23 protein-coding genes and 1 riboswitch are annotated in these 25,714 nt (G+C 71.4%); of the genes, 13 read left to right on the forward strand and 10 right to left on the reverse strand.

From position 1 onward, the window contains the following. Positions 1-57 precede the first annotated feature (57 nt). The 3 genes from B0I28_RS07460 (at position 58) to B0I28_RS07470 (ending at position 4,589) form a co-directional block, all read left to right on the forward strand. Entirely contained in the window at positions 58-2,352 is a 2,295-nt protein-coding gene (locus tag B0I28_RS07460; protein ID WP_106363151.1) for an AAA family ATPase, read from the forward strand. Between the two features lie 176 nt (positions 2,353-2,528). Further along, complete coding sequence (locus B0I28_RS07465) at positions 2,529-3,470, forward strand: NAD-dependent epimerase/dehydratase family protein (protein WP_106363152.1); 942 nt, start codon at positions 2,529-2,531, stop codon at positions 3,468-3,470. Between the two features lie 102 nt (positions 3,471-3,572). Then, entirely contained in the window at positions 3,573-4,589 is a 1,017-nt protein-coding gene (locus tag B0I28_RS07470; protein ID WP_106363153.1) for a glycosyltransferase, read from the forward strand. A gap of 9 nt (positions 4,590-4,598) precedes the next feature. Here the strand turns inward: B0I28_RS07470 and B0I28_RS07475 are convergent, their stop codons facing one another. The 7 genes from B0I28_RS07475 to B0I28_RS07505 all read right to left on the reverse strand — a co-directional run bounded on the left by B0I28_RS07475 (position 4,599) and on the right by B0I28_RS07505 (position 12,931). Beyond that, positions 4,599-5,639 (reverse strand): GNAT family N-acetyltransferase, encoded by a 1,041-nt coding sequence (locus tag B0I28_RS07475; RefSeq protein ID WP_106363154.1) that lies wholly within the window; start codon positions 5,637-5,639, stop codon positions 4,599-4,601. 375 nt (positions 5,640-6,014) lie between these two features. Further along, entirely contained in the window at positions 6,015-7,277 is a 1,263-nt protein-coding gene (gene thrC / locus B0I28_RS07480) for a threonine synthase (protein ID WP_106363155.1), read from the reverse strand. Between the two features lie 14 nt (positions 7,278-7,291). Continuing rightward, a riboswitch (SAM riboswitch) is annotated at positions 7,292-7,408 on the reverse strand. Positions 7,409-7,486: 78 nt separating this feature from the next. Then, entirely contained in the window at positions 7,487-8,284 is a 798-nt protein-coding gene (gene folP / locus B0I28_RS07485; RefSeq protein ID WP_106363433.1) for a dihydropteroate synthase, read from the reverse strand. A gap of 89 nt (positions 8,285-8,373) precedes the next feature. After that, on the reverse strand, positions 8,374-9,459 hold the full coding sequence (locus B0I28_RS07490) for a hypothetical protein (protein WP_106363156.1): 1,086 nt from the start codon (positions 9,457-9,459) through the stop codon (positions 8,374-8,376). Positions 9,460-9,467: 8 nt separating this feature from the next. Continuing rightward, a complete protein-coding gene (locus B0I28_RS07495; protein WP_219926612.1) occupies positions 9,468-10,373 on the reverse strand; it encodes an HAD family hydrolase in 906 nt (301 codons plus the stop codon). A 292-nt stretch (positions 10,374-10,665) separates the two neighbouring features. Continuing rightward, a complete protein-coding gene (locus B0I28_RS26845) occupies positions 10,666-11,814 on the reverse strand; it encodes a DUF5667 domain-containing protein (protein ID WP_146148004.1) in 1,149 nt (382 codons plus the stop codon). A gap of 310 nt (positions 11,815-12,124) precedes the next feature. Then, positions 12,125-12,931: a sigma-70 family RNA polymerase sigma factor gene (locus tag B0I28_RS07505; protein ID WP_245888908.1), complete on the reverse strand. Its 807-nt coding sequence runs from the start codon at positions 12,929-12,931 to the stop codon at positions 12,125-12,127. 387 nt (positions 12,932-13,318) lie between these two features. On the opposite strand from B0I28_RS07505, the gene B0I28_RS07510 reads away from it, so the two are divergent. The 6 genes from B0I28_RS07510 (at position 13,319) to hemB (ending at position 19,531) form a co-directional block, all read left to right on the forward strand. Next, a complete protein-coding gene (locus B0I28_RS07510; protein WP_219926613.1) occupies positions 13,319-13,564 on the forward strand; it encodes a glutaredoxin family protein in 246 nt (81 codons plus the stop codon). 255 nt (positions 13,565-13,819) lie between these two features. Beyond that, positions 13,820-14,524 carry a redox-sensing transcriptional repressor Rex gene (locus B0I28_RS07515; RefSeq protein ID WP_106363160.1) on the forward strand — a complete coding sequence of 235 codons (705 nt, stop codon included), beginning with the start codon at positions 13,820-13,822 and terminating at the stop codon, positions 14,522-14,524. A 16-nt stretch (positions 14,525-14,540) separates the two neighbouring features. Then, positions 14,541-15,950: a glutamyl-tRNA reductase gene (locus B0I28_RS07520; protein ID WP_106363161.1), complete on the forward strand. Its 1,410-nt coding sequence runs from the start codon at positions 14,541-14,543 to the stop codon at positions 15,948-15,950. 16 nt (positions 15,951-15,966) lie between these two features. Beyond that, on the forward strand, positions 15,967-16,899 hold the full coding sequence (gene hemC, locus B0I28_RS07525; protein ID WP_106363162.1) for a hydroxymethylbilane synthase: 933 nt from the start codon (positions 15,967-15,969) through the stop codon (positions 16,897-16,899). Positions 16,900-16,931: 32 nt separating this feature from the next. Continuing rightward, on the forward strand, positions 16,932-18,512 hold the full coding sequence (locus tag B0I28_RS07530) for a bifunctional uroporphyrinogen-III C-methyltransferase/uroporphyrinogen-III synthase (protein WP_106363163.1): 1,581 nt from the start codon (positions 16,932-16,934) through the stop codon (positions 18,510-18,512). A 32-nt stretch (positions 18,513-18,544) separates the two neighbouring features. Then, positions 18,545-19,531 (forward strand): porphobilinogen synthase, encoded by a 987-nt coding sequence (gene hemB / locus B0I28_RS07535; protein WP_106363164.1) that lies wholly within the window; start codon positions 18,545-18,547, stop codon positions 19,529-19,531. On the opposite strand, the gene B0I28_RS07540 is transcribed toward hemB, so the two are convergent. From B0I28_RS07540 to B0I28_RS07550, 3 genes are all read right to left on the reverse strand, one after another. After that, complete coding sequence (locus B0I28_RS07540; protein WP_106363165.1) at positions 19,528-19,959, reverse strand: PIN domain-containing protein; 432 nt, start codon at positions 19,957-19,959, stop codon at positions 19,528-19,530. The genes hemB and B0I28_RS07540 overlap by 4 nt on opposite strands. Beyond that, positions 19,956-20,195 carry a type II toxin-antitoxin system VapB family antitoxin gene (locus tag B0I28_RS07545; RefSeq protein ID WP_181245684.1) on the reverse strand — a complete coding sequence of 80 codons (240 nt, stop codon included), beginning with the start codon at positions 20,193-20,195 and terminating at the stop codon, positions 19,956-19,958. Before B0I28_RS07545 ends, B0I28_RS07540 begins: the two co-directional genes overlap by 4 nt. 97 nt (positions 20,196-20,292) lie before the next feature. Then, positions 20,293-21,471, reverse strand: a complete 1,179-nt coding sequence (locus tag B0I28_RS07550) for a UDP-N-acetylmuramate dehydrogenase (protein WP_106363167.1) — start codon at positions 21,469-21,471, stop codon at positions 20,293-20,295. 47 nt (positions 21,472-21,518) lie between these two features. On the opposite strand from B0I28_RS07550, the gene B0I28_RS07555 reads away from it, so the two are divergent. From B0I28_RS07555 to amrB, 4 genes are all read left to right on the forward strand, one after another. After that, a complete protein-coding gene (locus B0I28_RS07555; RefSeq protein ID WP_106363168.1) occupies positions 21,519-22,265 on the forward strand; it encodes a hypothetical protein in 747 nt (248 codons plus the stop codon). A 227-nt stretch (positions 22,266-22,492) separates the two neighbouring features. Further along, positions 22,493-23,587, forward strand: a complete 1,095-nt coding sequence (locus B0I28_RS07560) for an ABC transporter ATP-binding protein (RefSeq protein ID WP_106363434.1) — start codon at positions 22,493-22,495, stop codon at positions 23,585-23,587. A gap of 92 nt (positions 23,588-23,679) precedes the next feature. After that, entirely contained in the window at positions 23,680-24,810 is a 1,131-nt protein-coding gene (gene amrS / locus B0I28_RS07565; protein ID WP_106363169.1) for an AmmeMemoRadiSam system radical SAM enzyme, read from the forward strand. A gap of 21 nt (positions 24,811-24,831) precedes the next feature. After that, the gene (amrB, locus tag B0I28_RS07570; protein ID WP_106363170.1) at positions 24,832-25,632 is read left to right on the forward strand and encodes an AmmeMemoRadiSam system protein B; all 801 of its coding nucleotides are present in this window, start codon (positions 24,832-24,834) and stop codon (positions 25,630-25,632) included. Positions 25,633-25,714: the final 82 nt, after the last annotated feature.

A 25,714-nucleotide genomic window follows, 5' to 3' on the forward strand; every position in this document is an offset into this window, starting at 1 on the left:
TCGGGGGCCGGAGGCGAGCGTCGCCGATCGGCGCCGGGCCGTAATAGGCTGGGCCGCGTGACCACCGCCGGTACCCTCACTCTGACCGCCACCCGCGCCCGCGCCGCGCTCGACGCGCGGCGCGGCATCGTCCGCCTCCACCCCGAGGCCCTCACCGCCCTGGGCCTGCGCCCCGGCGACGCCGTCGGGATCACCGGGAGGCGCACGACCGCCGCGATCGCCCTCGAAGCCGACCGGTACGCGTCCCGCCGCGCCCTCTACGCCGACGACCTGACGCTCGGCAACATCGGCGCCCGCGACGGCGACCCCGTGCGCCTCGCGCCGGTCGCCCTCACCGCCGCCGACCGGGTGGTCCTGTCGGGCCCGGCGTCCGCGGTCGCCGTGGTCGACCCGGACACGCTGCGGCTCGCGCTGCTGTCGAAGGTCGTGTGCGAGGGCGACGACGTGTCGCTGCTGCCGATCGAGCTCGGCTCCTCCGCGCGCGACGCGGTCACCGCGACCCGCCGCACGCTCAACAACACTCTCGGCATGGGCTGGACCACCATGGTGCTCAACGTGGTCGAGGCCGACCCGGCCCGCGGCGCGATGATCACCTCCGACACCCGGGTCGAGTGGGTCGGCGCCACGCGCGCCGCGGCGGACCTCCCCTCGGACCTGCCGCTGCCCGCCGGCCGCACCCCCGGCGAACGCATGCCGGCCTCCTACGGCGGCACCGCGAGCGCGGCCCGGCCGCGCACCGAGTCGCAGGCGCCGCTGTCGAATACGCCTGCGCCGCAAGCCGTCCCGGGCGTCGCCCCGATCCCGTACGACGAGCTCGCGGGCGCGAAGATCCCCGCCGAGGAGCTGCGCGAACTCCTCGACCTGGGCTTCAACCACCGCGAAGTCCTCAAGGTCGTCGGCACCGACATGGCCCTGGGCGTGCTCGTCTCGGGCCCGTCGGGCGCCGGGAAGGCCACGGTCGTCCGCTCGGTCGCCGAGGCGGTCGGCGCGCGCGTCAGCGAGGTCTCCGGCTCCGACCTCGCGGCCCTGGAGGCGAACGCCGCGGCCGACCGGCTCCGCTCGGCCGTCGCCGCGCTCGCGGTCCCCGGGGTGCTGCTCGTCCGCGGCGTCGAGCACCTCGCGCCCGCCGGGCGCCGGACGCCGTTGGGCACCATGTTCGCCCGCCTCGTCGAGGAGGTCCTCGCCGAGCCGGGCGAGCACGCCGTGGTCTGCACGACCGCGCGCGTCGAGGATGTGGACCCGACACTGCGCTCGCGTCTGGAGCACGAGGTCGTCGTGCCCATGCCCGACGCCGAGGCCCGCCGCGACCTCCTCGTGTACTTCACCCGCTCGATGAAGGTGGCCGAGGACGTCAAGCTCGAAGCGGTCGCCCACCGCGCCCCCGGCTACGTCGCCTCCGACCTCGCGGTCATGGTCCGCGAGGCCGGGGTGCGGGCCGCCCTGCGCGCCAAGGACGGCGGGGCCACCGCGCTTCAGATCGCCGACTTCGACGGCGCCCTCGAATCGGTGCGGCCCACCAGCCTCGCCGGGGACTCGGTCGAGCTCGGCGGGCTCACCCTCGCCGACGTCGGCGGCATGGAGGACCTGAAGCAGACCCTCACCGAGACCGTCCTGTGGCCCCTCACGTACCCGGACGCGTTCACGCGCCTGGGCATCGAGGCCCCGCGCGGCATCCTCCTGTACGGCCCGCCCGGCTGCGGGAAGACCTACATCGTGCGCGCGGTCGCAGGCGAAGGCCATGCGAACGTCATGAGCGTCAAGGGGTCCGAGCTGCTGAACAAGTGGGTCGGCGAGTCCGAGAAGAACGTGCGCGAGCTCTTCCGCCGCGCCCGCCAGGCCAGCCCCACCCTCATGTTCTTCGACGAGCTCGACGCCCTCGCGCCGGTCCGCGGGGCCGGGACCGACGGCGGCACCGCCGACCGCGTGGTCGCCGCGCTCCTCACCGAGCTCGACGGCGCCGAGGCCCTGCGCGACGTCGTGGTCGTCGGCGCCACCAACCGCCCCGACATGATCGACCCGGCGCTCCTGCGCCCCGGCCGCCTGGAGCGCCTCGTCTACGTGCCGCCGCCCGACGCGCGCGGGCGCGCGGACATCTTGCGCGCCAACGCGAAGAACGTGCCCTTCGCCGAGGACGTCGACCTCGACGCCGTCGCCGACGAGCTGTGGCTCTACTCCGCCGCCGACTGCGCCGCCCTCGTCCGGGAGGCCGCCCTCACGGCCATGCGCGAGTCCCTCGACGCGAGCATCGTCACCGCCGGTCACGTCGAGCAGGCCATGGAGCGGGTCCGGCCCAGCCTCGACCCCGAGCAGCTGGAGTACCTGGAGAACTACGCCCAGAACCGCGAGGGATAGCGACCCGAGGACGGACGGCCGCACCGGCTCGGTGCGGCCGTCCGTCGCGTCTGCGAGCGGCACAGCGAGAGCACCCGTCAAAATTCGAGAGCACTGCTCTTGCATTTCCGGCAGGAGTGTGCGATCGTTGATCTCAACAGAGAGCACTGCTCTCGAATGTGAGAAGGGATCTCCCAATGACCGACCACGTCATCCTCGGCAAAGGCCAGATCGGCTCCACCGTCGCGGGCCTCCTCGCCGAGCGCGGCGAGCGCGTGCGCGTCCTCAGCCGCTCCGGCGGGCCCTCGCAGCCCGGCATCGAGCACGTCAAGGTCGACGCCCGCGACGCCGCCGCCCTCACCGCCGCCACCAAGGGTGCCGACGTCATCTACAACTGCGCCAACCCCGCCGGGTACCACCAGTGGGCCGACGAGTGGCCGCCCATGTTCGCCGCGATCCTCGCCGCCGCCAAAGCCCACGGCGCCGGCCTCGTCAACACCGGCAACCTGTACGTCTACGGCCCCGTCACCGCCCCCATGACCGAGCGCACCCCGCTCAAGTCCCCCGGCCACAAGGGCCAGATCCGCATCAAGATGTGGAACGACGCCATGGCCCTCCACGACAGCGGCGACCTCCGCTTCACCGAGGCCCGCGGCTCCGACTACTTCGGCCCCGGCGCCCTCGCCGACGCCATGCTCGGCGAGCGCATCGTCCGCCCCGTCGTCGAAGGCAAGGGCGTCAGCGTCCTCGGCGACCCCGACGCGCCCCACTCCTTCACCTACATCCCCGACGTCGCCCGCGCCCTCATCCGCCTCGGCGGCGACGACCGCGCCTGGGGCCGCCCCTGGCACGTCCCCACCGCCCCGGCCGCCTCCCAGCGCGAGATGATCGACGCCATGGCCCGCCTCCTCGGCCGCGGCCCCGTCCGCGTCGGCAGGATGCCCTGGTGGTTCCTCATCCACGTCGTCGGCATCGCCGCGCCCGCGATGAAGGGCATGGCCGAGACCCGCCACCAGTGGGACGGGCCGTACGTCATGGAGTCGCAGGACTTCACCGACACGTTCGGCGACAAGCCGACCGACACCGACACCGCGCTGGCCGAGACCCTGGAGTGGTGGCGCCGCCGCCTCGCCGCCTGACGTCCGCTGTTCGTGGACAGTTCACCCGGGGGCAAGCAACCGGCCACGGCCCCGGGGCGTTCTCACGGCATAGTCACGCTCCCGCCCAGAGGAAGTGAGCCCATGCGCCTGTCGCCTCTCGTCCCGGCTTCGATCAAGCGCCGCCTGCGCCGCGCCGCCCCGCGGTCCAAGGAGTTCCTGCACGTCATCGCCACCCGCCACGGGATCGGCGTGTTCGACGAGCAGTGGTTCGCCTACCGGCAGCTCATGATGGAGCACCTGACGCTCGCCTCGCTCGACGCCCAGGCCGACCGCGACTTCGTCTGGGTGATCGGGGTCGACCGCGACATGCCGCCCGAGGCCCGCAAGCGCCTCGACGGCATGGCCGAGGGCCGACCCTGGATCCGGATCGCCGAGACCGAGCTCAAGCGCGACTTCGTGCCCGACCTCGCGGCCTGGGTCCGCGCGGAGGCCAAGGCCCGCAAGCGGGGCTGGGTCCTCACCACCCGCCTCGACGACGACGACGCGATCCACCGCGACCTCACCGGCCGGCTCCACGCGGAGGCCGCCGCGTACCTCGCCGCGGGCAACAAGGCGCCCGCGATCCTCTCTCCCGTCCTGGGCTGCAACTGGGTCCCGTCGAAGGCCGCCGGGCACCGCGCCTACCACCACAGCCCCTCGATCGGACTGAGCCTCCTGGAGCACGCCTCGGACCCGGGCACGGTCTACCGCAACAACCACCGCACGCTCGCGCAGGTCCTCGCCCCGTGGAACTACAACGTGCGCCACCTCGACGGCGAGACCATGTGGTGGCTCTACGCCCACACCGGCCTGTCCCACATGCAGAGCGAGGGCTCGGACCGCATGGACAAGGTCGCCGGCCACCGCCGCGCGTTCAAACTCGACGCAGCACGACTGGCCCCGTTCGGCGTCACCGCCGAAGGGGCCAGGATCATCCGCGAGACCCCCGAGCCGGAGGTCGGCGGCACGCTGTTCGAGCTCAACCGCCGCGGCCTCGACCTGGAGGACGAGATCCACGCGCTGCGCGACGCCGCCCGCGGAGGGGACGAGGCCGCCCGCGAGCGGATCGCCGAACTCCACGCGAAGCGCCGCGCGATGCACGAGGACCTGATCCGCTAGGCGCGCTTCCTAACCGAGCTTCTTCTGGCTCAGCTTCTTCTGATAAACGGCGTCGCGGCCCGCGAGGCGGTATCCGACCGCTTCGTTGATGGCGATCATGTGCGAGTTCGACTCCGCGTTCCCGGTCCACACGTAGCGCATCCGCGGGCGCCATTCGCGCACGCGCCGCTGGTTGGCGATCTTGAGGACGAGGCCGAGCCGGTGGCCGCGGAAGCGCGGGTCGACGATCGTGTCGCCCTGCGTGCAGTGCTCCTCCTCGCCGCCCTCGACGAGGATCTCGGTGTGCCCGGCGATCTCACCGCTCTCCTTGTGCCGCACGACGACGTGGAGGCGCAGGTCGCCCTTGAGTCGCTGGAGGCGCTCCGTCTCGCGCACGTGGCCGCGGTCGATCACGGCCTCCTGGAGGTCCCAGTCGCCCAGCGGCATGTCGGTGTACATGCGGGCCTGCATGTACGCGACCCCGTCGACGAGGTCGTCGGGCGCGGTGTTCTCGTAGGCGATCACCTCGAAGTCCGCCGACCGCTCGCGCGCCTCGCGCCACAGCCGCTCAAGGGCCTCCTCGTCGACCGCGTCGAGGTCGCAGCGGCGCACGAGGCCCTGAAGCGACCGCTGGTAGCCCTTGTGGACCAGGAACGGCCCGCCGTCGCCGCGGACCAGCGGCGACGCCTCGCTCGGCTCGTCGAGCCAGCTGGAGATCGTGGTCCGCCCGTCTTCGGCGGCGCGCTCCTCGGCGTGCCGCAGCAGCGCCGTGGCGACCCCGCGGCCGCGGTGGTCGGGGTGCACGCTGAGGGAGAACATGGCGAGGTGGGTGTTGTCGCGGTCCGAGAGGGACAGGCGCAGACTGCCGAGGACCACCCCGTCGCAGACGGCCGCCCAGAACTCGTCGCGCTGGTCCCGGCCGGCGACGACGAGGGAGGTCAGCCGCCGCAGCGGGTGCTGCGGGCGCAGTCCCTGGAAGTCGTGGGCCTCCACGGCCTGGTGCGTGGCGAGCCAGGACTCGACGAGCGCGTGGTTCGAGGGGTCCACCGGGACGATGTCGAAATGCGTCATGGCCTGAGCCTGGCAGAGGGGTGCGACGGGGGCAAGCGGATAGCCGCGGCTCAAGGCGAAAAGGTTTGGGGGAGCAGGGAACCGGGAATGCGAACACCGGGGGCTTGGTCGGGAGACCGCAGTTCCTGACACCGGCTGGCGCTGCTCGACACGTTCTAGCCCCAGGACTCGCAGTCAACCGGGTGAGTGGCGACAGGACGTCTGCGGCCTCCCGCAAGAAGAATTCTTGCTCATTCAGTGAATACGGTCAAGACCCGAACTTCTCTTGTTTTTGTCGGGTACCCGACACTTCACTTCACATCGGTCACTGAGAGTGATAATTTCAGGAGTTCGGAAAGCGTTTTACGAGCACGGATTCCGAACTCCTCACTCCACTCAGGAAACTAGAATCCCCGCGTCCTTCGCCGCTTTCAGCGACGGCTTCACAGTATGCGTCGGCCCCACCAGGGACGACACCGCGTCCAGTGTCTTCAGTCCCTCACCGGTGTTGTAGATGACGGTCTCGGCCTCCGGGTCGAGGCTCCCCGCCTCCAGAAGCTTACGGAGCGTAGCGACGACGACCCCGCCGGCCGTTTCAGCGAACACGCCGGTGGTCGCGGCGAGAAGCTTCACTCCTTCGCGGATCTCGTCGTCGGAGACCTTCGCCATCCCGCCGCCCGTCGAGCGGCACGCCTCGATCGCGTACGGCCCAGCCGCCGGGTCGCCGATGTTGAGGCTCTTCGCGATCCCCGTGGGCTTCACGGGCGTGATCACGTCGGTGCCCGCGCTGAACGCGTCGGCGATCGGGCTGCACCCGGCCGACTGCGCCCCGAACACCCGGACCTTCCCCGGGGCCGTCAGGCCGATCTCCGCGGACTCCTCGAACGCCTTGTGGATCTTGGTCAGCAGCTCGCCCGAGGCCATCGGCACCACGACCTGCTCCGGCAGCCGCCACCCGAGCTGCTCGGCCACCTCGTACCCGAGGGTCTTCGAGCCCTCCGCGTAGTACGGGCGGATGTTCACGTTGACGAACGCCGTCGACTCGAAGTCGTCGGTCTCGGTCAGCTCCGAGCACAGCCGGTTCACGTCGTCGTACGAGCCCTGCACGGCCACGAGCGTGCCGCCGTAGATCGCCGACTGCACGACCTTCCCCGGCTCCAGGTCCGAGGGGATGAACACGATCGACGGGACGCCCGCGCGCGCCGCGTGCGCCGCCACCGAGTTCGCGAGGTTCCCCGTGGACGCGCACGCGAACCGGTCGAACCCGAGCTTCACGGCCGCCGACACCGCGGTCGACACGACCCGGTCCTTGAACGAGTGGGTCGGATTCGCGCTGTCGTCCTTGACCCACAGCTTCCTCATGCCGAGGGCCTTCGCCAGGTGCTTCGCGTCGATGAGCGGGGTCAGGCCCGGGTTCAGGCTCACCCGGTCCTCGGGGTGGACGCCGACCGGCAGCAGCGGCGCGTACCGCCAGATGTTCTGCGGGCCCGCCTCGATCTGCTCCCGCGTCACCTTCGCCAGCTCGTCGAGGTCGTAGTCCACTTCGAGCGGCCCGAAACACTGCCAACAGGCGTGCTGGGCGACCAGGTCGTAGGTGGCGTTGCAGTTGCGGCAGACCAGGCCCTTGGCGGGGCTGTCTTCAAAGAGAGCATTGGACATGCGAGAAGGCTCCTCCCTCATCTTTCCCGCTCGTGGCGGGCCGGATTTGGCACCTGCCGCAACGCCGTTAGGCGTGCCGGTGGTTGCCGCAGCGTCGCAGGGCCGGACCCCTCGGCTGCTCTGGATGAAGTACGAGCGAAATGCTACGGGTGTGTCACCGGAATCGGCAACAACCGTTCCAACTTCCGAGACGAGACGCGCGGAGCCGTCTAACGGCCCGCCCGGGTCGCCTCCCACACCGCGCGCGCGTCCGCCGTCCCGGCCACGTCGTGGACCCGCACGCCCCACGCGCCCGCCTCGAACGCCAGCACCGACGTCGCCAGCGTCGCGGCCTCCCGCTGCCCCACCGGCCGCGGCTTCCCGCTCTCGTCGCCCAGGAGCCGCCCCAGGTACGACTTCCGCGACGACCCGAACAGCACCGGGTACCCCAGCGCCACGAACTCGTCCAGGTGCGCCGACAGCTTCCAGTTGTGCTCCGCGGTCTTCGCGAACCCCAGCCCCGGGTCCAGGATCAACTTGTCCCGCTCCACGCCGTTGTCCAGTGCCGCCTCGGCCCGGTCCTCCAGCTCGGCCTTCACGTCCGCGACCACGTTCTCGTACTTCGCGAGCTGCTGCATGTCAGCCGAGTGCCCGCGCCAGTGCATGAGCACCCACCGCACGCCCGTGTCCGCGACGACCCGCGCCATGTCCGGGTCCGCGAGCCCGCCCGACACGTCGTTGACGACGCTCGCGCCCGCCCCGATCGCCGCCGCCGCGACCGCCGCGCGGGTCGTGTCGATCGAGACCGCAAGGCCCCGTTCGGCGAGCGCCGCGATCACGTCGACCACCCGCGCGGTCTCGGTCGCCGCGTCCACCCGATCCGCGCCCGGCCGCGTCGACTCGCCGCCCACGTCGATGAGGTCGGCGCCGTCGGCCGCCATCTGCTCGCCGTGCGCGACCGCATCAGTGAAGTCGAGGTAGCGCCCGCCGTCGGAGAACGAGTCGGGGGTGATGTTGAGGATCCCCATGATCTGCGGGCGGGCCGGCCCGGTCCCGGCGCTGTGCGGTGTGGTCACGGAACCGACGTTACCCGCGCCGGGCGCGGGAACGCCTCGCATTAAGCCAGGTCCGTGAGGTCGAGCACGTGCCACACCAGGAGCTCGCCCGTGCCCGTCGACCACCACAGGCGCCGCGCATCGGCACCTGTCGCTCCCGCACTGGACGCGACCAGGAACGCCTCTCCCGCTTCGAGGTCGAACAGCGTCACCTCCGTCGCGTCGCCCGCGGCGACCGCCCGTTCGGCGAGCGGCTCGAACCGGTCGATCAGTCCCACATCGGGGGACACCGCGGAGGTGAACCCCTCCGCGACGGTGACCCTTCCGGTCCCGTCTGGACGGACGAGGTCGGTGCGCGCCCCGTCCTCGGCGTTCACGATCAGCCGGCACCACGTCGCCGAGCACAGCGTCAGCTCCTCCGCGCCGGAGAAGACCTTCACGCCCGCACCGGTGTCGGTGCGCACCAGCTGCGCCCCGCCCAGCGAATCGGACCCGGCGCTGGCGAGCCACGGCCACGCGGCCGCCTGCCACGCGCCAAGGTGGCCGGTCACCGCGACCTCGCCGCCCTCGACGGGGATCGACCGGTGCTCGGTCACGAGCGTCTCGGAGCGGGCCGTGGCGAGCCAGTGGAGTCCCTCGGCCGCGAACTGGAGGTCGTAGGCCGAACCGGACGCGATGACGTCCCCGGTGTCGGCCGTCAGCAGTGAGGCCTCGCCGGGTTTCCCGTCCTCGCCGCGCGGCGCGGTCCACAGCTCGGAGGCGACGCGGCCCTGCGCGTCAGGGACCGACGTGATCCACGCGAGCCGCTCGTCGGTGGCCGCCGCGGCCACGACCCCGGGGACGGCCCCGGGCTCGGCCAGCGGCGTCGCGACAGCGTCGCCGTCCTCGGTGAGCTCCACATAGAGCAGGCTCCCGGCCCCGTCGGTGGCGAGCGCCTGGCCGTCGTCGAGGACCTTCAGCGGGGTCCACGCCCGGCCGTCAGCGGTCGTGCCGGGCCAGTCGACCGGTTCGGCGTCCCACGTCTGCCACACCGTCGGCACGGGAGCGGGCAGGGAAGCGGCCTCGGGCCGGTCGGGGGAGGGCCACGCGAGCCAGGCGAGCGCGAGCACCGCCGTCCCGGCGAGTGCGAACCGCTGCGCGCCGTCCAATCGCGCCCCTAGTCGCGTTCGCGGGACTTGTACAGGTACAGCAGGCCCGCGCCGACGCCCGCGGCCGTGGCGGCGGGCAGCGCGAGCTTCGCGGCGCGGCGGCCGCGCCGGTAGTCGAGGACCGGCCAGCCGTGGTGGCGGGCCTGGCGGGCGAGCCGCGTGTCCGGGTTGACGGCGATGGCGCGGCCGACTTTCCGCAGCATCGGCAGGTCGTTCGCCGAGTCGGAGTAGGCGGTGCACATGGCCAGGTCGAGGCCGCGCTCGGCCGCGAGCTGGGCGATGCCCTCGGCCTTCGCGGGGCCGTGCATGAGGTCGCCGACGAGGCGGCCGGTGTAGCAGCCGTTCTCGATCTCGGCGATCGTCCCGAGCGCGCCGGTCAGGCCCAGCCGCGTGGCGAGCACCCCGGCGAGCTCGACGGGGCTGGCGGTCACGAGCCAGACCTCCTGCTCGGCTTCGAGGTGGCGTTCGGCGAGGCGCCGCACGGGCGCGAGGATGCGCGGGGAGATGTCGCGGTCCACGACCTCCTCGCACAGAGCGCGCATCTCGTCCACGGGGAACCCGGCGACGAGTTCGAGCGCCGACGACTTGATCTGCGAGATGTGCCCGTGGTGCTCGACGCCCTGGAACTTGAAGCGGGCCTGCTTCCACGCGAAGCCGAGGATGTCGCGCCCGGAGAGGACGCCGTGGCGGGCCAGCGCGCGGGCGAGGTAGTACGTGGAGGCGCCGTGCATGAGGGTGTTGTCGACGTCGAAGAACGCCGCGGAGGGGATGTGGGCGAGCTCGTCCTCGCCGGGCGCACCGGGCTCGACGACGACGGAGTGGGCGTTGGACTGGGTGCGAGCGACGCCGCCGCCCCGCACGGTCATGGAACGGGGTGTGGCGGAGGCGCTGGAGGAAGCCTCGATCTCTGACACTCTGAAAGCCTACAAGCCCAAGGCAGACGGCCTGTAACGCGAGGACGCGAGCCCGGTGAATTTCCAGTGTGGCCTTGTTCATGTATGGCCCCGGTCGCGTGCCTCTGGTACGGGTGGGCGCAATTGCGGCTTTCGCTCCGTGCACTCGGGGACGCAGGCCGCCCCGAGGCCGCCGCCCGCATCGGTCGCCTTCGGCTCGTGCGCACGGGACGCGGAAGGGCCGGGTCGCCTCGCGGCTCCCCGGCCCTGCTCCGCACCTTTTTCCTTCCCGCCGCGTTCCCGCGGCGGGTGATCAATCGAACAGGTCCGAGATGATCCCGGTGAGCTCTCCGAGGACGTCGTCCTCTTCTTCCGCCCCGGTGGTCGGGTCGGACGCGGGGCTGGAGGCCCCGCCGCTCGCGGGATCGGACGCGGGCGCGTCGGTCTGCTCGTCCGAGTCGGCCCCGGCGGTCGCCCCGCCGTCGGACCCGGTGGCCTCGCCCTCCTCGGGCTCGGCGCTGCCGCTCTCCCCGGTGCCGCCGGTCGCCCCGGGGGCCGCCGGCTCGGTGGCGTCGACGTTGTTCTGCGCGCACGCGCCGGGGATCGGGCCGAGCTCGTCGGCGCCGGCGCCGGGCTCGGTGCAGTCGAGCGACTCGCGCAGCTCGACGGACCTGACGGCCGCGGCCTCCAGGACCGACGCGAGCTCCTCGCCCGCGTCCCTGGCGTCGCCGCCGAGGTCGCCCACGAGGTCGTCGAGGACCCAGCGGTGCTCGTTGGCGAACAGGTCGAGGTAGTCGAGCGGCGCAGGATCGCCGTTCGCGACGGCGAGCTCGCCGAGGAGGGCGCTGGCGCTCTTCAGCTCCGATGTGGCGTCGGTGAGCGCGGCCGCCGCGGCCTCGTCGTCGTCGGCGACGAGCTGGGCCTCCTGGATGCGGGTGCGCGCGAACTCCAGGTAGAGCTGCGCGCGGCCGAGGTCGTTGCCGGCGAGGGCCAGCTGCGCCCGCTCGGTGGACCGCTTGACGTTGTAGAGCGTCTCGCCGGGGAGGGCGTCGCCGGAGGCCGCGGAGACCCCGGAGATGGCGACGGTGCCGGTGAGCAGCGCCGCGACGATCGCGATGCGCCTGCCGCCGCGGGGGCGGCGCGGGAACATCTCGTCGAGGACGGGCGCGCGCTTCGTCTCGGGGACGGCGGCGCTGGCGCGGTGCCTGGCGGTGACGCCGATGCCCTCTTCGGTGGCGACGGCCATGAGCCGCCTGCGGGTGGCGTCCTGCCAGTCCCTTGACGGTCGCGCGGTGTTGACGAGCTGGTCGCCCAGCCCGCCGAGCCGTTCGGTGACGCCGACGAGTTCGGCGAGTGCTTCTGCCGACGCACCCGATGCGTCCGCGCTGCGGCGCGAGTGAGGGAGGGTGGGTCCTTCGAAGTCAAGCAGCCGCGCGAATTCCTCCGCGCGTCGGCGCTCCATAGGGTTCAATGTCACCGGGCACACCCCCTCTCACTGCATGGATCCTGCTCCTGTACTGAGAACAACGCACGAGTAGCCCCTGAGGTTACGGTTCGCCGCGAACCTTGCGTTTCAGACCACATCGTCCTCGTCGCAGAAGGGTCTCGCGGCGGTATCGGGCCGGTAAAGGGCCCTGACCTGGCAGTTCCGGTCCGCCGTGAGGAGGCGGATCGTCGATTACGGGATAGCGGGCCGAGGCCCTTGGGAACGGGTGGTGTCGGGTTCCCGACGCATGCGGCCGGGAGGGGAGTTGCGGGGATCGGAGGGCCTCTCAGCCTCGGAAGCCGTCGGGGAGGAGCCGCGCGAGGGTCCGCACCGCCCGGTACTGGAGCGCTTTGACCGCGCCCTCGTTCTTGCCCATGGTGCGGGCGGTCTCGGCGACGGTGAACCCCTGGAGGAAGCGGAGCACGATGCACTCCTGCTGGTCGGGGTTGAGCTTCTTGACGGCCGTGAGGAGGGTCGCGTTCGTCAGCTTCTCCAGCGCGGCGGTCTCGGGCGAGGTGCTCGGGTCGGAGTCCTTCTCGTCGGCGCCGAGGACGTCGGGCTTGACGATCTCCAGCCGGTACCGGCCGGACTTGAAGTGGTCGACCACGAGGTTCCGCGCGATGGTCACCAGCCACGCGCCGAACGCCCGGCCCTGCCAGGAGAAGCTGGAGATGCGCCGCAGCGCGCGCAGGAACGTCTCGGACGCGAGGTCCTCGGCGAGCTGGGCGTTGTTGACGCGGAAGTAGATGTACCTGTAGACCGTCTCGTTGTAGCGGTCGTAGATCTCCCCGAAGGCCCCCGGGTCGCCGTCCTGGGCGCGCGCGACGAGGTCGGCGACCTCGTCGCCGTCGACCTGGTCCTCGTGGTGGTCGGTGCCGCGCGGCTCGGCAGCGCCTCCTGTGGCGCCGCCGGCGGAGCCGGGACCGGTGCCGCGGCCGGGCCGCACCTGGTGCTGTTCGGCGGTGCCGGTGTCCAGGCTGAGGACCGTCCACACGGCCTGCTTGAGCCGCGCGAAGGTCGGGGCCGGGTGCTGCGCGAGCAGCGAGCCGAGCGATCCGGGGTTGAAGAAGGGGGCGATGTCTGCTGTGAGCACTGCCGAGTCGTGGCTTGCCACAGCCAAGGTCGGTGCAATACCGGGCACTAGTGGCCTCCTCGTGTGAGGGGTCGTCGGGCCGAGTCGAGTGAACGGATCCCGCAGGGACTGACCCGCCTGAGTCTAGAAATCCGCGGGGTCGGCGACGCGTATTTGCGATCGGCGTGTCGCGCTCGGTGACGGGTGTGCGGGGGGCGATGTCGGCGCGCGCCCGATGCGCCGGCGTACCCTTCGTTGCGGGGGCGGAATCCCACCATTACCTCCCCAAACGTTCGGTGGTCCGCGGCCGCGGACCGGTTGTGCCTCAATAGTGAGCGAGGAATGACGGAGGGTGTCGCACAAGCTGTGCGATCCGGCCCGACTTCTTGGAATGACGGAGGGAGCAGGGTGAACAGGCTGACGCTGCTGACTACAAGGGAGTGCCATCTCTGCGGTGCGGCGCGCGAGGCGCTCGACCGGGTGGCGGCGGAGACGGGCGAGCCGTGGACGGAGGTCGACGTCGCCGACGACGCTAAGTTGGCGCGCGACTACGGCGACCGCCTCCCCGTGCTGCTGCTCGACGGGAAGGAGCACGGCTACTGGGACGTCGACGTCCCGCGCCTGCTCAAGGACCTCCAAGTCCCTCCGGCGTGAAGCGACACACCGATGAATATCTGAAATACCAATACACAACGGTCTTTTAGGGCAAAATTCTGGCAGACGGCGGCTCGCCGGGACGTCTGCAATTTCGGTACAGCCGGGCCTCGCCCGGTGATACGGGGGTGTACCGCGCAGGCGACCGCGAGCCGCCGAGTCCGTTCACCCCTGCGTTCCCGCCGCGACATCCACTTCTTAAGCTGAGTGGCGCGCCGGTGAACGGCGGCGCGGATCGGACCTGGAGCTCCAGCATTGACGACCACCGGTGAAGGCACAGGCCAGCGGGCCGCCGCGGTCCCGCCTGCGGCGGCGGCCGACCTCCCCGCCGCCACCGTCAGGCGCCTGCCCGAATACCTCCGCGCCCTCGGCACGCTCTCCGAGTCCGGCGTCGACACCGTCTCCTCCGAGACCCTCGCGGCCGCCACGGGCGTCAACTCCGCGATGCTCCGCAAGGACCTCTCCCAGCTCGGCGCGTCCGGGATGCGCGGCGTCGGCTACTCCGTCGCCAACCTCGCCACCCACATCGCCGGTGTGCTCGGACTCACGAAGGACTCCCGGGTCGCCATCATCGGCCTCGGCCACCTGGGGCAGGCGCTCGCCCGCTACCCCGGATTCTCCGAACGCGGGTTCGACATCGTTGGCCTCTTCGACGCCGACGCGGGCATCATTGGCAAGGACCTCGACGGCCTCCAGGTGCGCGACGTGGCGCTCCTCGCCCGGGCCGTGCGTGACGAAGGCATCAACATAGGGGTGATCGCCACACCCGGCGCGGCCGCCCAACACGTGGCCGACCTCCTCGTAGATGCTGGTGTCACAAGCATTCTCAACTTCGCGCCGTGCGTCCTCGCCGTCCCCCAGGGAGTGGCGGTCCGCAAGGTCGACCTGGCCGTCGAGCTCCAGATCCTCTCATTCCACGAACACCACAAGACGCTCAGCAGGCCGGAAACAGACGTCTAGAGACGGGAACGGTGCAGTGAACCTCCTGGTTGTCGGCATCTCGCACCGCAGCGCAGCGGTCGAGACCCTGGAACGGCTCGCGGTCGGCCCCGAGGCCGCCGCCGACCTCGCGCGCGCCCTCCTGCGCGGCGGCGAGGTCCGCGAGGCGGTCGTCCTCTCCACGTGCAACCGGGTCGAGGTCTACGCCGTCGCCGCCTCCTTCCACGGCGGGCTCTCCGCGATCGTCGACGAGCTCCACCGCATCTGGGGCCTCACCGAGCTCCAGGCCGACCTCGACTTCGCCTCCTGCGGATACGTGCGCCACGGCGCCGACGCCGTCGCCCACGCCTTCCGCGTCGCCGCCGGGCTCGACTCCATGGTCGCGGGCGAGCCGCAGATCCTCGGCCAGCTCCGCGACGCCTACGACACCGCCCGCGAGGCCGACCAGGTCGGCCGCCACCTGCACGAGCTGTTCCAGCAGGCCCTGCGCGTCGGGAAGCGCATCCACGCCGAGACCGACGTCGACGCCGCCGCGCCCTCCATCGTCACCGCCGCCCTCGACCTCGCCGAGCGCGCGCTCGCCGAGGCCGGGTTCGCCAACGGCCTCACCGAGACCCGCGCCGCCGTCGTCGGCGCAGGGTCCATGGGCTCGCTCGCCACCGCGACCCTCGCTCGCTCCGGCGTCAAGTCCCTCGCCGTCGCCAACCGCGACCGCGCCAAGGCCGAGCGCCTCGCCGAGGTCTGGGACGCCGCGCCCGCCGACTACGCCGACCTCGCCGGCCTCGCCGCCGGCGTCGACCTGCTCGTGTGCGCCACCTCCTCGCCCGAGCCGGTGCTGCGCGCCGCCGACCTCGCCGGTCGCGACCGCCCGCTCGTCGTCTGCGACCTGGCCCTGCCCAAGGACGTCGCCGAGGACGTCGCGCTCCTGCCCGGCGTCACCGTGGTCGACATCGCCGAGATCCAGAAGGCCGACGCCGCGGGCGCCGCCGCCGACACCCTCGCCGAAGTCGAACGGCTCCTCGCCGAGGAGATCGCCGCGTTCAACGAGAGCCTGCGCGCCGACGCCGTCACCCCCACCGTCGCGGCCCTGCGCTCGGCGGCCGCCGACATCGTCGACGCGGAGCTGGCCCGCGTGGCCCGCCGCGGCGACTTCACCGACGACCAGCGCGCCGAGGTCGCCCGCACCGTCCACCGCGTCGTGCAGCGGCTCCTCCACGAGCCCACCGTGCGCGTGCGCGAGCTCGCCGGGCAGCCCGGCGCCCCCGACTACGCGCGCGCCCTGCGCGACCTCTTCGCCCTCGACGCGGCCGTCCTCACCGCCGCCGAAGGCGACCACCTCGTCGAGGCCCTGAAGATCAGCCCCGCGACGGCCCCCGTGGCCGACGCCCTCGGGACGATCCCCTCCGCCCCGTCCGAAACCGGAACGGCTGCGACGCAGCAGTCTTGAGAAGGGAAGCACGCCCGTGATCCGAGTCGGGACCAGGGGATCGAAGCTCGCTCTCGCGCAGAGCGGCATGGTCGCGGACGCGATCGGCCGCCTGACCGGCGAGCACGTCGAACTCGTGGAGATCAAGACCACAGGGGACGGGACCACGGTCCCCGTCGCGGAGCTCGGGGTCGGCGTCTTCGTCAACCAGCTCCGCGAGGCCCTGGAGCGCGAGGAGATCGACATCGCGGTCCACTCGTACAAGGACCTGCCCACGGCCCAGCCCGAGCACCTCGTCATCGGCGTCCCGCCGCGCGAGGACCCGCGCGACGTGCTCGTCGCCGCGGACGGCCGCACCCTCGCCGACCTGGGCCCCGGCGCCCGGATCGGCACCGGGTCGCCCCGGCGCATCGCTCAGCTGAACGCCCTGGGGCGCGGCTTCGAGTGCGTGCCCATCCGCGGGAACGTCGACACCCGCATCGGCCGCGTCGGCAAGGACCTCGACGGAGTGATCCTCGCGGCCGCCGGCCTCAAGCGGGTCGGCCGCCAGGCGGAAGTGACGGAGTACCTGGACCCGTTGGTGATGCTTCCCGCTCCGGCACAAGGGGCATTGGCGGTCGAATGCCGCAAAGCCGACATGACATCTGCGCTGATCTCGGCTAAGCTCAACGACCGGTACTCCCAGGCCGCCGTCGCCGCCGAGCGCGCGCTGCTGCAACGGCTCGAAGCCGGATGCAGCGCTCCCGTCGCCTCACTCGCCGACGTCGCCGAAGGCGCCGATCCCGGCGAAGTCGACCTGTATCTGCGAGGCGCCGTCGGCGCCGTGGACGGCTCCGTCATCGAACGGCTCTCGACCACCGCCGCGCTCGCCGACAACGGCGGCCCGGAGCTGGCCGAGCAGGCCGCGGCCGCGGGCAGGCGGCTCGCCGAGGAACTGCTCGACGCGGGTGCCGCACAACTGTTGAAGTAGACGTATCTCAGACGATTGCTGATGGAGAGAACATGACCAGTGCCCGTAAGCCGGTGGGCCGCGTGCGTTTCGTCGGGACCGGCCCAGGCGACCCGGGACTGCTGACCAAGCGCGCCCTCGACGCGATCCGCGAGGCCGACCGCGTCTACTACGACCGGTCGCTGCCGCAGTCGCTCGTGGAGGCCGCGAAGGAGATCAACGGCGACGACGCGAAGCTCAAGCTGATCGAGTCCTCCCCGTCCGACCAGGGCAAGCTCATGGCCGCCGCCGCGCGCGAGGGCGAGAACATCGCCCGCCTCATCGTCGGCGACGCCTACCCGAACCGCCTCGCCAAGGCCGAGATCAAGGCCGCCTCGGCCGAGCAGGCCCGCTTCGAGGTCATCCCGGGCATGAGCCACGCGCAGGCCGTCGCGGTGTACGCAGGGATGCCCCCCGGGGAGATCCGCACCGTCATCGACATCGACGACATCGCGTCCGTGGAGCCGCTCGTCATCGCCGACGCGATCAAGCGCGGCTCGCTCACCGTCACCGCCGACGTCTCCGACCTCTCCTCCCTGCGGGACATCCTCCTCGCGGGCGGCGTCTCCGGCGAGACCGCCGTGGCCGTCACCGGCGACGCGACCGGCGAGACCGAGTACACCACCACCTCCTCTGTGGACACGTTCGTGGAGGCCGCGCTCGGCTACGCCGGGCAGGTCGTGCTCACCATCGGCCCCGGCGTCGACGACCGCCACGAGCTCGCGTGGTGGGAGGGGCGCCCGCTGTACGGCTGGAAGGTCCTCATCCCGCGCACCAAGGAGCAGGCCGGCGTCATGTCCGAGCGCCTGCGCGCCTACGGCGCCATCCCGTGCGAGGTCCCGACCATCGCCGTCGAGCCGCCGCGCACGCCCGCCCAGATGGAGCGGGCCATCAAGGGCCTCGTCGACGGCCGCTACGCGTGGATCGTCTTCACCAGCCAGAACTCCGTGAAGGCCATCTGGGAGAAGTTCAAGGAGCACGGCCTCGACGCCCGCGCCTTCGGCGGCCTGCGCATCGCCTGCATCGGCGAGGCCACCGCGAACGCGGTGCGCGAGTTCGGCATCGAGCCCGAGCTCCTGCCGACCGGGCAGCAGTCCTCGGAGGGCCTCCTGGAGGTCTTCCCGCCGCACGACCCGATCCTCGACATGGTCGGCCGGGTGCTCCTGCCCCGCGCCGACATCGCCACCGAGACGCTCGTCCAGGGCCTCTCGGAGCGCGGCTGGGAGGTCGACGACGTGACCGCCTACCGCACCGTGCGCGCCTCGCCGCCCGCCGCGGACATCCGCGACGCCATCAAGTCCGGCGGCTTCGACGCGGTCCTGTTCACCTCGTCCTCCACGGTCCGCAACCTGGTGGGCATCGCCGGGAAGCCGCACCAGCGCACCGTCGTCGCGTGCATCGGCCCGGCGACCGCGGACACCGCGACCGAGTTCGGCCTGCGCGTGGACGCCAAGCCCGAGAACGCCTCGGTGCCCGACCTCATCGAGGCGCTCGCCGAGTACGCCACGGAGCTCAAGCAGCGCCTGGCCGAGGGCCCGATCAAGACCCGCCGCGGCCAGAAGGTCCAGGGCCCGACCGCGCTTCGGTTCCGCTAGAGAGTTGTTACGCAAGAAGGGAAGTGGCCGCAGTGCCGCACAGCTCCGAATACCCCGTCATCCGGCCCCGGAGGCTGCGCCGCACTGCGGCCCTTCGCCGTCTCGTCGCCGAGACCCGCGTCCATCCGAGCGACCTCGTCCTGCCCGTGTTCGTCAAGGAGGGCCTGCACGAGCCGGTCGAGATCGCGACGATGCCGGGCGTCTACCAGCACACCGTCGACTCCGTGCGCAAGCTCGCGGTCGAGGCCGCGCGCGCCGGGCTCGGCGGGCTCATGCCCTTCGGCGTCCCCGCCGTGCGCGACGCCGTCGGCTCCGCCGCGACCGACCCCGACGGCATCCTCAACCGCACCACGCGCGCGATCCGCGAGGAGATCGGCGACGACCTCGTCGTCATCCCGGACCTGTGCCTCGACGAGTTCACCGACCACGGCCACTGCGGCGTCCTGCGCGCCGACGGCTCGGTCGACAACGACGCGACCCTCGACCGCTACGCCGAGATGGGCCTCGCGCTCGCCGAATCCGGCGCCGACCTCCTCGGCGCCTCCGGCATGATGGACGGCCAGGTCGGCTTCGTGCGCTCGGCCCTCGATGAGGCCGGGCACACCGACACGGGCGTCCTCGCCTACGCCGCCAAGTACGCCAGCGCCTTCTACGGCCCGTTCCGCGAGGCCGTCGAGTCGCAGCTCCAAGGCGACCGCCGCACCTACCAGCAGGACACCGCGAACGCCACCGAAGCGCTCCTGGAGATCGACCTCGACATCGAGCAGGGCGCCGACATCGTCATGGTCAAGCCCGCCCTCCCGTACCTCGACGTGGTCCGCGCCGCCGCCGAACGCTCGCCCGTTCCCGTTGCGGCCTACCACATCTCCGGCGAATACGCCCAGCTCGTGGCAGCGGCGGAACGCGGCTGGATCGACCGCGACGCCGCCATCCTGGAGTCCCTCACCTCGATCAAGCGAGCGGGGGCAAAGATCATCGCCACCTACACGGCCCTGGAAGCGGCGGCCCTCCTCCGCTAGCCCTCAGCTCTTGGCGGCCTGGGCAGAGTCTTGCTGATGCGCTGTTCCAGGAGCGACGGGTGGTACCGGGCGGCGGCAGTGAAGTCCTTGTCCTCATGCAGCACGGTCAAACCCAACTGCATCGCGGTAGCCGCGATGAGGTAGTCGGGAAGGCTGAACATGGTGTGCATGCTGCGGCTGGTGAGGTCGCGGCGCAAGTCGCGCATGTAAGAGCCGACCTTGTCCGGCAACGGTATCCATTCGTGACCCGCCAGCAGTTCGGCTTCGATCGCCTGGGCTTCTCGTGCCCCCGAACCATGCACGAACTCGAAGATCACTGGCTCGCAGATCGCGAACCGGCCTTCGTCTGCATACCGGATCCAAGCCGGGTCGGCCTGTCCGCGGATGATTCGGATGAGTGCACTGGTGTCGATGAGGTAGTCGATCATTCGCTGGAACGGTCGCCCTTGTGGGCGTTGCTGAGCCTCTCGACTTCGTCCAGGTTGAGGGTGCCATCGGCCGCCATGCGACGCAGGTTCTTCCAAGCGGTCTGAGGGCCGGTACGCTGCGCCTCGCGGTAGTACTCAAGTGCTTCGTTGATGGCCTGCTTCTTGGTCCTCGCGCCGCTCTGGGCCATCACATCGGCCAGCAGCTCATCGTCCACGTCTACGAGAGTCTTGGTCATGACCGCCTCCACACTTTGATATCGCATGTAGGTCGGAGTATATCCAAGTTAGCGGGATTCGGCGAACGAAAGGAGCCCTCGGCGTGTCTCGCCCTGCCTAAGCATTCGGGTCGTGCCGTCGAGAGTCGTCGGACCATCCCAGCGCTTCCTCGATTGAGCGCATGCGTTCTTCGCGGGCTTCGTGAATGGCGGCCACGATCTCGTCGGTCGTGGGACCTGTGCGTTTCGCCGAGCGTTCGGCGTTCACCATGACCGGTTCGGGGTGGAGGCGGATACCGAAGTCAGTCTCGACCTTGTCGGCTACCTCGGAGGAGAGGGCGAGGAGTTCTGCTGTCGTGGCGCCGCCTCGGTTGGTCAGGGCGAGGGTGTGTTTCGTTGAGAGGCTGACGTTTCCGTGGCCGTAGCCCTTTTCGAAACCGGCGGCGCCGATGAGCCAGGCGGCGGAGATCTTCACCTGGCGGTCGTCGGTCTTCCAGTGCGGGGGTTCGCCTCCGGCCTTCTCGGCGATGTCGTGGAGGACGTGCGCGCCGACGATCGGGTTGGTGAAGAACGAGCCCGCGCTCCAGGTGTCGTGGTCGGCCTCGTCGAGGACCATGCCCTTGCCCCGGCGCAGCTCGATGACGGCCGCGCGGGTCTCGGCGAGGGGCGCGCGGTCGCCGATGTCGACGCCGAGGCGCTTCGCGAGCTCGGCGTAGGCGATCGGCTGCGACAGCGCGGATGCCTCCAGGGCGAAGTCGACGCTCAGCACCAGGTAGCGGTCGGAGTGCTTGAACACGCTGTGCCGGTAGGCGAAGCCGCATTCGGCGGGGGTCCAGTCGCGGATCTCGTCCTTCTCGCGGTCCCAGACGCGGACCGACTCGATTGTCTGGGCGACCTCCTGGCCGTAGGCGCCGACGTTCTGGATCGGGGTCGCTCCGACCGAGCCGGGGATGCCGCTGAGGCATTCCACGCCGGAGCGTTCGTTGACCACGGTCCACGCTACGAAGTCGTCCCACACCTGGCCCGCCTGCACCCGCACGGTCCGCTCGCCGAACTCCTCGACGCCGCCGCCCCGCAGGACCACGACCGTGCCGTCGAAGCCCGCGTCGCCGATCACGACGTTGCTCCCCCCGGCGAGGACCAGCGTCGGGCCCTGCGCCGCGCGCAGGACCTCCACCGCCTCCTCGGACGAATCGACCTCGACGAGCTCCTTCGCGGGCCCGCCCAGGCGCAGGGTCGTGTACGCGCTGAGGAGATTCCGGTCGGCGGCGTGAGGCGTTGGACTGGCGTGTGTCACGCCCGAAAGCCTAGACTTTTCGCAGGCTACGAGGAACGGCGGTCACCATGGCTAAGCTGCGCATCACCGACTACCTCACGGAACTGAAGACGGAGGCCGCGGGCCTGCGGTCGGTCTGCGAGCCCGGGGTGCTCGACCGCGTGGCGCCCTCGCGGCCGGACACGACCGTGGCCGGGATCCTGCTGGACCTGGTGCGGCTGTACCGGTGGACCGTGGACGCCCTGTTCGCGGCGCCCTCCGAGGACCGCGACGTCGCGGAGCCGCCCCGGCCCGAGGCGAGCGGCAAAGCCGTGCTCGACCTGTTCGACCAGTCCCTCGCGGCCGTCCTCGACGCGTTCGAGGCCCGCGGCCCCGAGTCGCCCGCGTGGACGTGGGCGCCCGTTGAGTGGCGGGCCGAGTTCTGGCACCGGCGCGCCACCGTCGCCACCGGGCTGGCCCGCTGGGACCTCCAGATGGCCGTCGGGGCGACCGCGCCCGTGCAGGTCGCGCTCGCCGCCGACGCCGTGACCGAGGCGTTCGAGGCGTTCATCCCCGTGGGGGCCCGCCGCGGCGCCCACCCCGACGCGACGGGGCTCGTGCAGCTGTTCGCGCAGGACGCCGACTCGACGTGGTTCGTGCGCCTGCGCGAAGGCCGGGTCGCCCTGCTGGACCAGCCCGACGCGCGCACCGAGCTCCAGGCCCGCGCCGCCGGGTCGGCCTCCGACATCGCGCTGGCGCTGTGGGGGCGGCTGCCGTTCGGGATCTGCGACGTCGTGGGGGACGAGCGGCTGCTCCAGGCGCTGCGCGTGGAGTAGGCGCGAAGCGGATAACGGTTCGGTAAAGGCCGCCGATAAACCGGACAAACGTTCGGAGCCCACTTGGCAAAGGCATTCACCCGAGGCTAGGCTCACACCACGCTCCGCGGTGCTCGCACCGCGCTGCGCGCGTCCCAGCGCGGGGACCTGGTGTTCCCGTCCTGCGGCGGACAACCGCCTTTTACCACGGATCGTCTGGCACGTGCCTGCCAGTGAAAGGGAACATCATGGCTACAGTGACGTACGCGGGCGCCACCCGCATCTACCCGGGCACCGAGAAGCCCGCGGTGGACAAGCTGAACATCGAGATCCAGGACGGCGAATTCCTCGTCCTCGTCGGCCCCTCGGGCTGCGGGAAGTCCACCTCCCTCCGGATGCTCGCCGGCCTCGAAGAGGTCGACGAGGGCTCGATCTTCATCAACGACACCGACGTGTCGAACCTCCCCCCGAAGTCCCGCGACATCGCGATGGTCTTCCAGAACTACGCGCTCTACCCGCACATGTCCGTCTTCGACAACATGGCGTTCGCGCTCAAGCTGCGCCGCATGCCGAAGGCCGAGATCAAGCAGCGCGTGGAAGAGGCCGCGAAGCTCCTCGACCTCACCGACTACCTCGGCCGCAAGCCGAAGGCCCTCTCCGGCGGCCAGCGCCAGCGCGTCGCCATGGGCCGCGCGATCGTGCGCGAGCCGCAGGTGTTCCTCATGGACGAGCCGCTCTCGAACCTGGACGCGAAGCTCCGCGTGCAGACCCGTTCGCAGATCGCCTCGCTCCAGAAGCGCCTGGGCATCACGACCGTGTACGTCACCCACGACCAGATCGAGGCCATGACCATGGGCCACCGGATCGCGGTCATGAAGGACGGCCTCCTCCAGCAGTGCGACACCCCGCGCACCCTGTACGAGAAGCCCGGCAACACCTTCGTCGCGGGCTTCATCGGCTCCCCGGCGATGAACCTCAAGACCGTGTCCCTGACCGAGGCCGGCGCCCTGTTCGGCGACGTGACCCTCCCGCTCGCGCGCGAGGTCCGCGACGCCGCGTCCGCCGAGGGCGGCGACCAGCAGGTCACCGTCGGCATCCGCCCCGAGCACTGCAAGCTCGGCACGGAGTCCTCCGGCGGCATCCCGATCGAGGTCGACCTCGTCGAGGAGCTCGGCTCCGAGGCGTACGTCTACGGCCACGCCGCCTACAACGGCTCCTCGGAGCGGTTCGTCGTCCGCACCGAGTCGGTCAACGTCCCGCGCCTGGCCGAGACCGTGTACGTGGTGCCCGAGCCGGGCCACGAGCACGTCTTCCACGCCGCCACCGGCGAGCGCCTGAACTAAGGCCGTACGAACAGGGGGCCGCGCACTGGCTGCGCGGCCCTTTTTCGCTGCCCGTAACGCGAAGGCAACTCACAGAGAGCTACGGTTGGGGCATGGCCGCCCTCACCCCCAGGCCGAGAGTGGAAGGCGCCGACGCGTTCACCGTCGGCACCGGGTTCCACCGCGCCCTGGACGACGGCCGCATCGAGTGCACCGTCTGCCCGCGGGCCTGCCGCCTGCGCGAAGGCCAGCGCGGCCTGTGCTTCGTGCGGGCCCGCATGGGCGACCAGATCGTCCTCACCTCCTACGGCCGCTCCTCGGGGTTCTGCATCGACCCCGTCGAGAAGAAGCCGCTGAACCACTTCCTGCCCGGCACGCCGGTGCTCTCCTTCGGCACGGCCGGGTGCAACCTCGCGTGCCGGTTCTGCCAGAACTGGGACATCTCCAAATCGCGTGAGATCGACACCCTCTCCTCGCAAGCGGATGCCGTGACGCTCGCCGCCACCGCGAAACGCCTGGGGTGCAACTCCATAGCGTTCACCTACAATGACCCGACGGTGTTCCTGGAGTACGCGGCCGACTGCGCCGACGCCGCCCGCGACGCGGGGCTCAAGGCGATCGCGGTGTCCGCCGGGTACATCAACGCCCCGGCCCGCCGGGAGCTGTACTCCCATATGGACGCCGCCAACATCGACCTGAAGGCCTTCACCGAGGACTTCTACAAGCGGATCGCCTTCGCCTCACTGAGGACGGTCCTGGACACACTCGAATACCTGGTGCACGAGACCGACGTGTGGACCGAGATCACGACGCTGCTGATCCCGGGCCACAACGACTCGGACGCGGAGATCGCGGCCGAGTCGGCGTGGATCGCCGAGCACCTGGGCCCCGAAGTGCCCCTGCACTTCACGGCCTTCCACCCGGACTTCAAGATGCGGGACGTGCCGCCCACGCCCCCCGCGACCCTCCGGCGCGCGCGCCGGATCGCGCTCGACGCGGGCCTGCGGTACGTGTACACCGGCAACGTGCACGACCCGGAAGGGCAGACCACCGTCTGCACCGACTGTGGCGAAGCCCTCATAGTGCGTGATTGGTACCGGATTGACCGGTATGCAGTGTCGGATAGCGGACAGTGCGTACGTTGCGGGGCGCGCGTTCCCGGCATCTTCGAGGGACCGGCGGGAGACTGGGGTCCCAAGCGGCAACCGATCCGCATCGCCGCACCGTCAGTCAGTCAGCGATAACCCACCACCGGAAGACCTGCGATGCCTTCGACGAAATCCGAAACCGTGCGGCCCCCGGCCGTCGCCGGACGCTTCTACCCGGCCGACCCCGGGCTGCTCCGCCGCGACGTCCAGCGCCTCATCGACGCGGCAGGGCCCGTGAGCGAACCGCTCGCGGCCGCCTACATCGTGCCCCACGCCGGATACCGCTACTCCGGGCACGTCGCGGCCCAGGTGTACGCGCGCCTCGCCGCCCACCGCGGCCGCGTCAAGCGCGTGGTCCTCGTCGGACCGTCCCACCACTACCCGCTGCGCGGCACCGCCGCCGCGCCGTACACCGCGTGGCAGACCCCGCTCGGGGAGGTCCGCGCCGCCGCCACGAACGCCGTCGGCTCCTCGCGCCTCCCGCACGAGGCCGAGCACTCGCTCGAAGTGCAGCTGCCGTTCCTCCAGGTCGCCCTCGGCGACGACATCGAGGTCACGCCCGTCGCCTGCGGCATGAGCCAGACCCCCGACACCGCGCGGATCATCGCCGCGCTCCTGGAGGAGGCCGGGGAGGACGCCGTCCTCATCTGCTCCACCGACCTGTCGCACTACCACGACCTCGCCACGGCCCAGCGCATCGACGCCGCGACCGCCGAGGCCATCAAGAGCCTGCGGCCCCGCGAGATCGCCCCGCAGCACGCGTGCGGCGTGTTCGCCCTGCGCGGCACGCTCGCCTGGGCCGACGCCACCGGCAGGCGCCCCCGCCAGCTCGCGCTCGCGACCTCCGCGGACGCGGCCGGCTCGCCCGACCGGGTCGTCGGCTACCCGGCGTTCGCGATCGAGCGCCCCGGGCTGTGACCTGCGCTCGCGGGGGCGAAACTCGCACGACCGCCGCGAAGGGCGGCGTTTACCCTGTAAGACGTGACCGAGCACGAGCAAG

The organism is Glycomyces artemisiae (genome assembly GCF_003002955.1).
GTDB classification, from domain to species: Bacteria; Actinomycetota; Actinomycetes; order Mycobacteriales; family Micromonosporaceae; genus Glycomyces; species Glycomyces artemisiae.

Coding starts and splice junctions, on each gene's coding strand:
- B0I28_RS07465 (WP_106363152.1), top strand. CDS start 2,529: ATGACCGACCACGTCATCCTCGGCAAAGGCCAGATCGGCTCCACCGTC.
- B0I28_RS07470 (WP_106363153.1), top strand. CDS start 3,573: ATGCGCCTGTCGCCTCTCGTCCCGGCTTCGATCAAGCGCCGCCTGCGC.
- B0I28_RS07475 (WP_106363154.1), bottom strand. CDS start 5,639: ATGACGCATTTCGACATCGTCCCGGTGGACCCCTCGAACCACGCGCTC.
- thrC (WP_106363155.1), bottom strand. CDS start 7,277: ATGTCCAATGCTCTCTTTGAAGACAGCCCCGCCAAGGGCCTGGTCTGC.
- folP (WP_106363433.1), bottom strand. CDS start 8,284: ATGGGGATCCTCAACATCACCCCCGACTCGTTCTCCGACGGCGGGCGC.
- B0I28_RS26845 (WP_146148004.1), bottom strand. CDS start 11,814: ATGGAGCGCCGACGCGCGGAGGAATTCGCGCGGCTGCTTGACTTCGAA.
- B0I28_RS07530 (WP_106363163.1), top strand. CDS start 16,932: ATGACCAGTGCCCGTAAGCCGGTGGGCCGCGTGCGTTTCGTCGGGACC.
- B0I28_RS07540 (WP_106363165.1), bottom strand. CDS start 19,959: ATGATCGACTACCTCATCGACACCAGTGCACTCATCCGAATCATCCGC.
- B0I28_RS07545 (WP_181245684.1), bottom strand. CDS start 20,195: ATGACCAAGACTCTCGTAGACGTGGACGATGAGCTGCTGGCCGATGTG.
- B0I28_RS07555 (WP_106363168.1), top strand. CDS start 21,519: ATGGCTAAGCTGCGCATCACCGACTACCTCACGGAACTGAAGACGGAG.
- B0I28_RS07560 (WP_106363434.1), top strand. CDS start 22,493: ATGGCTACAGTGACGTACGCGGGCGCCACCCGCATCTACCCGGGCACC.
- amrS (WP_106363169.1), top strand. CDS start 23,680: ATGGCCGCCCTCACCCCCAGGCCGAGAGTGGAAGGCGCCGACGCGTTC.
- amrB (WP_106363170.1), top strand. CDS start 24,832: ATGCCTTCGACGAAATCCGAAACCGTGCGGCCCCCGGCCGTCGCCGGA.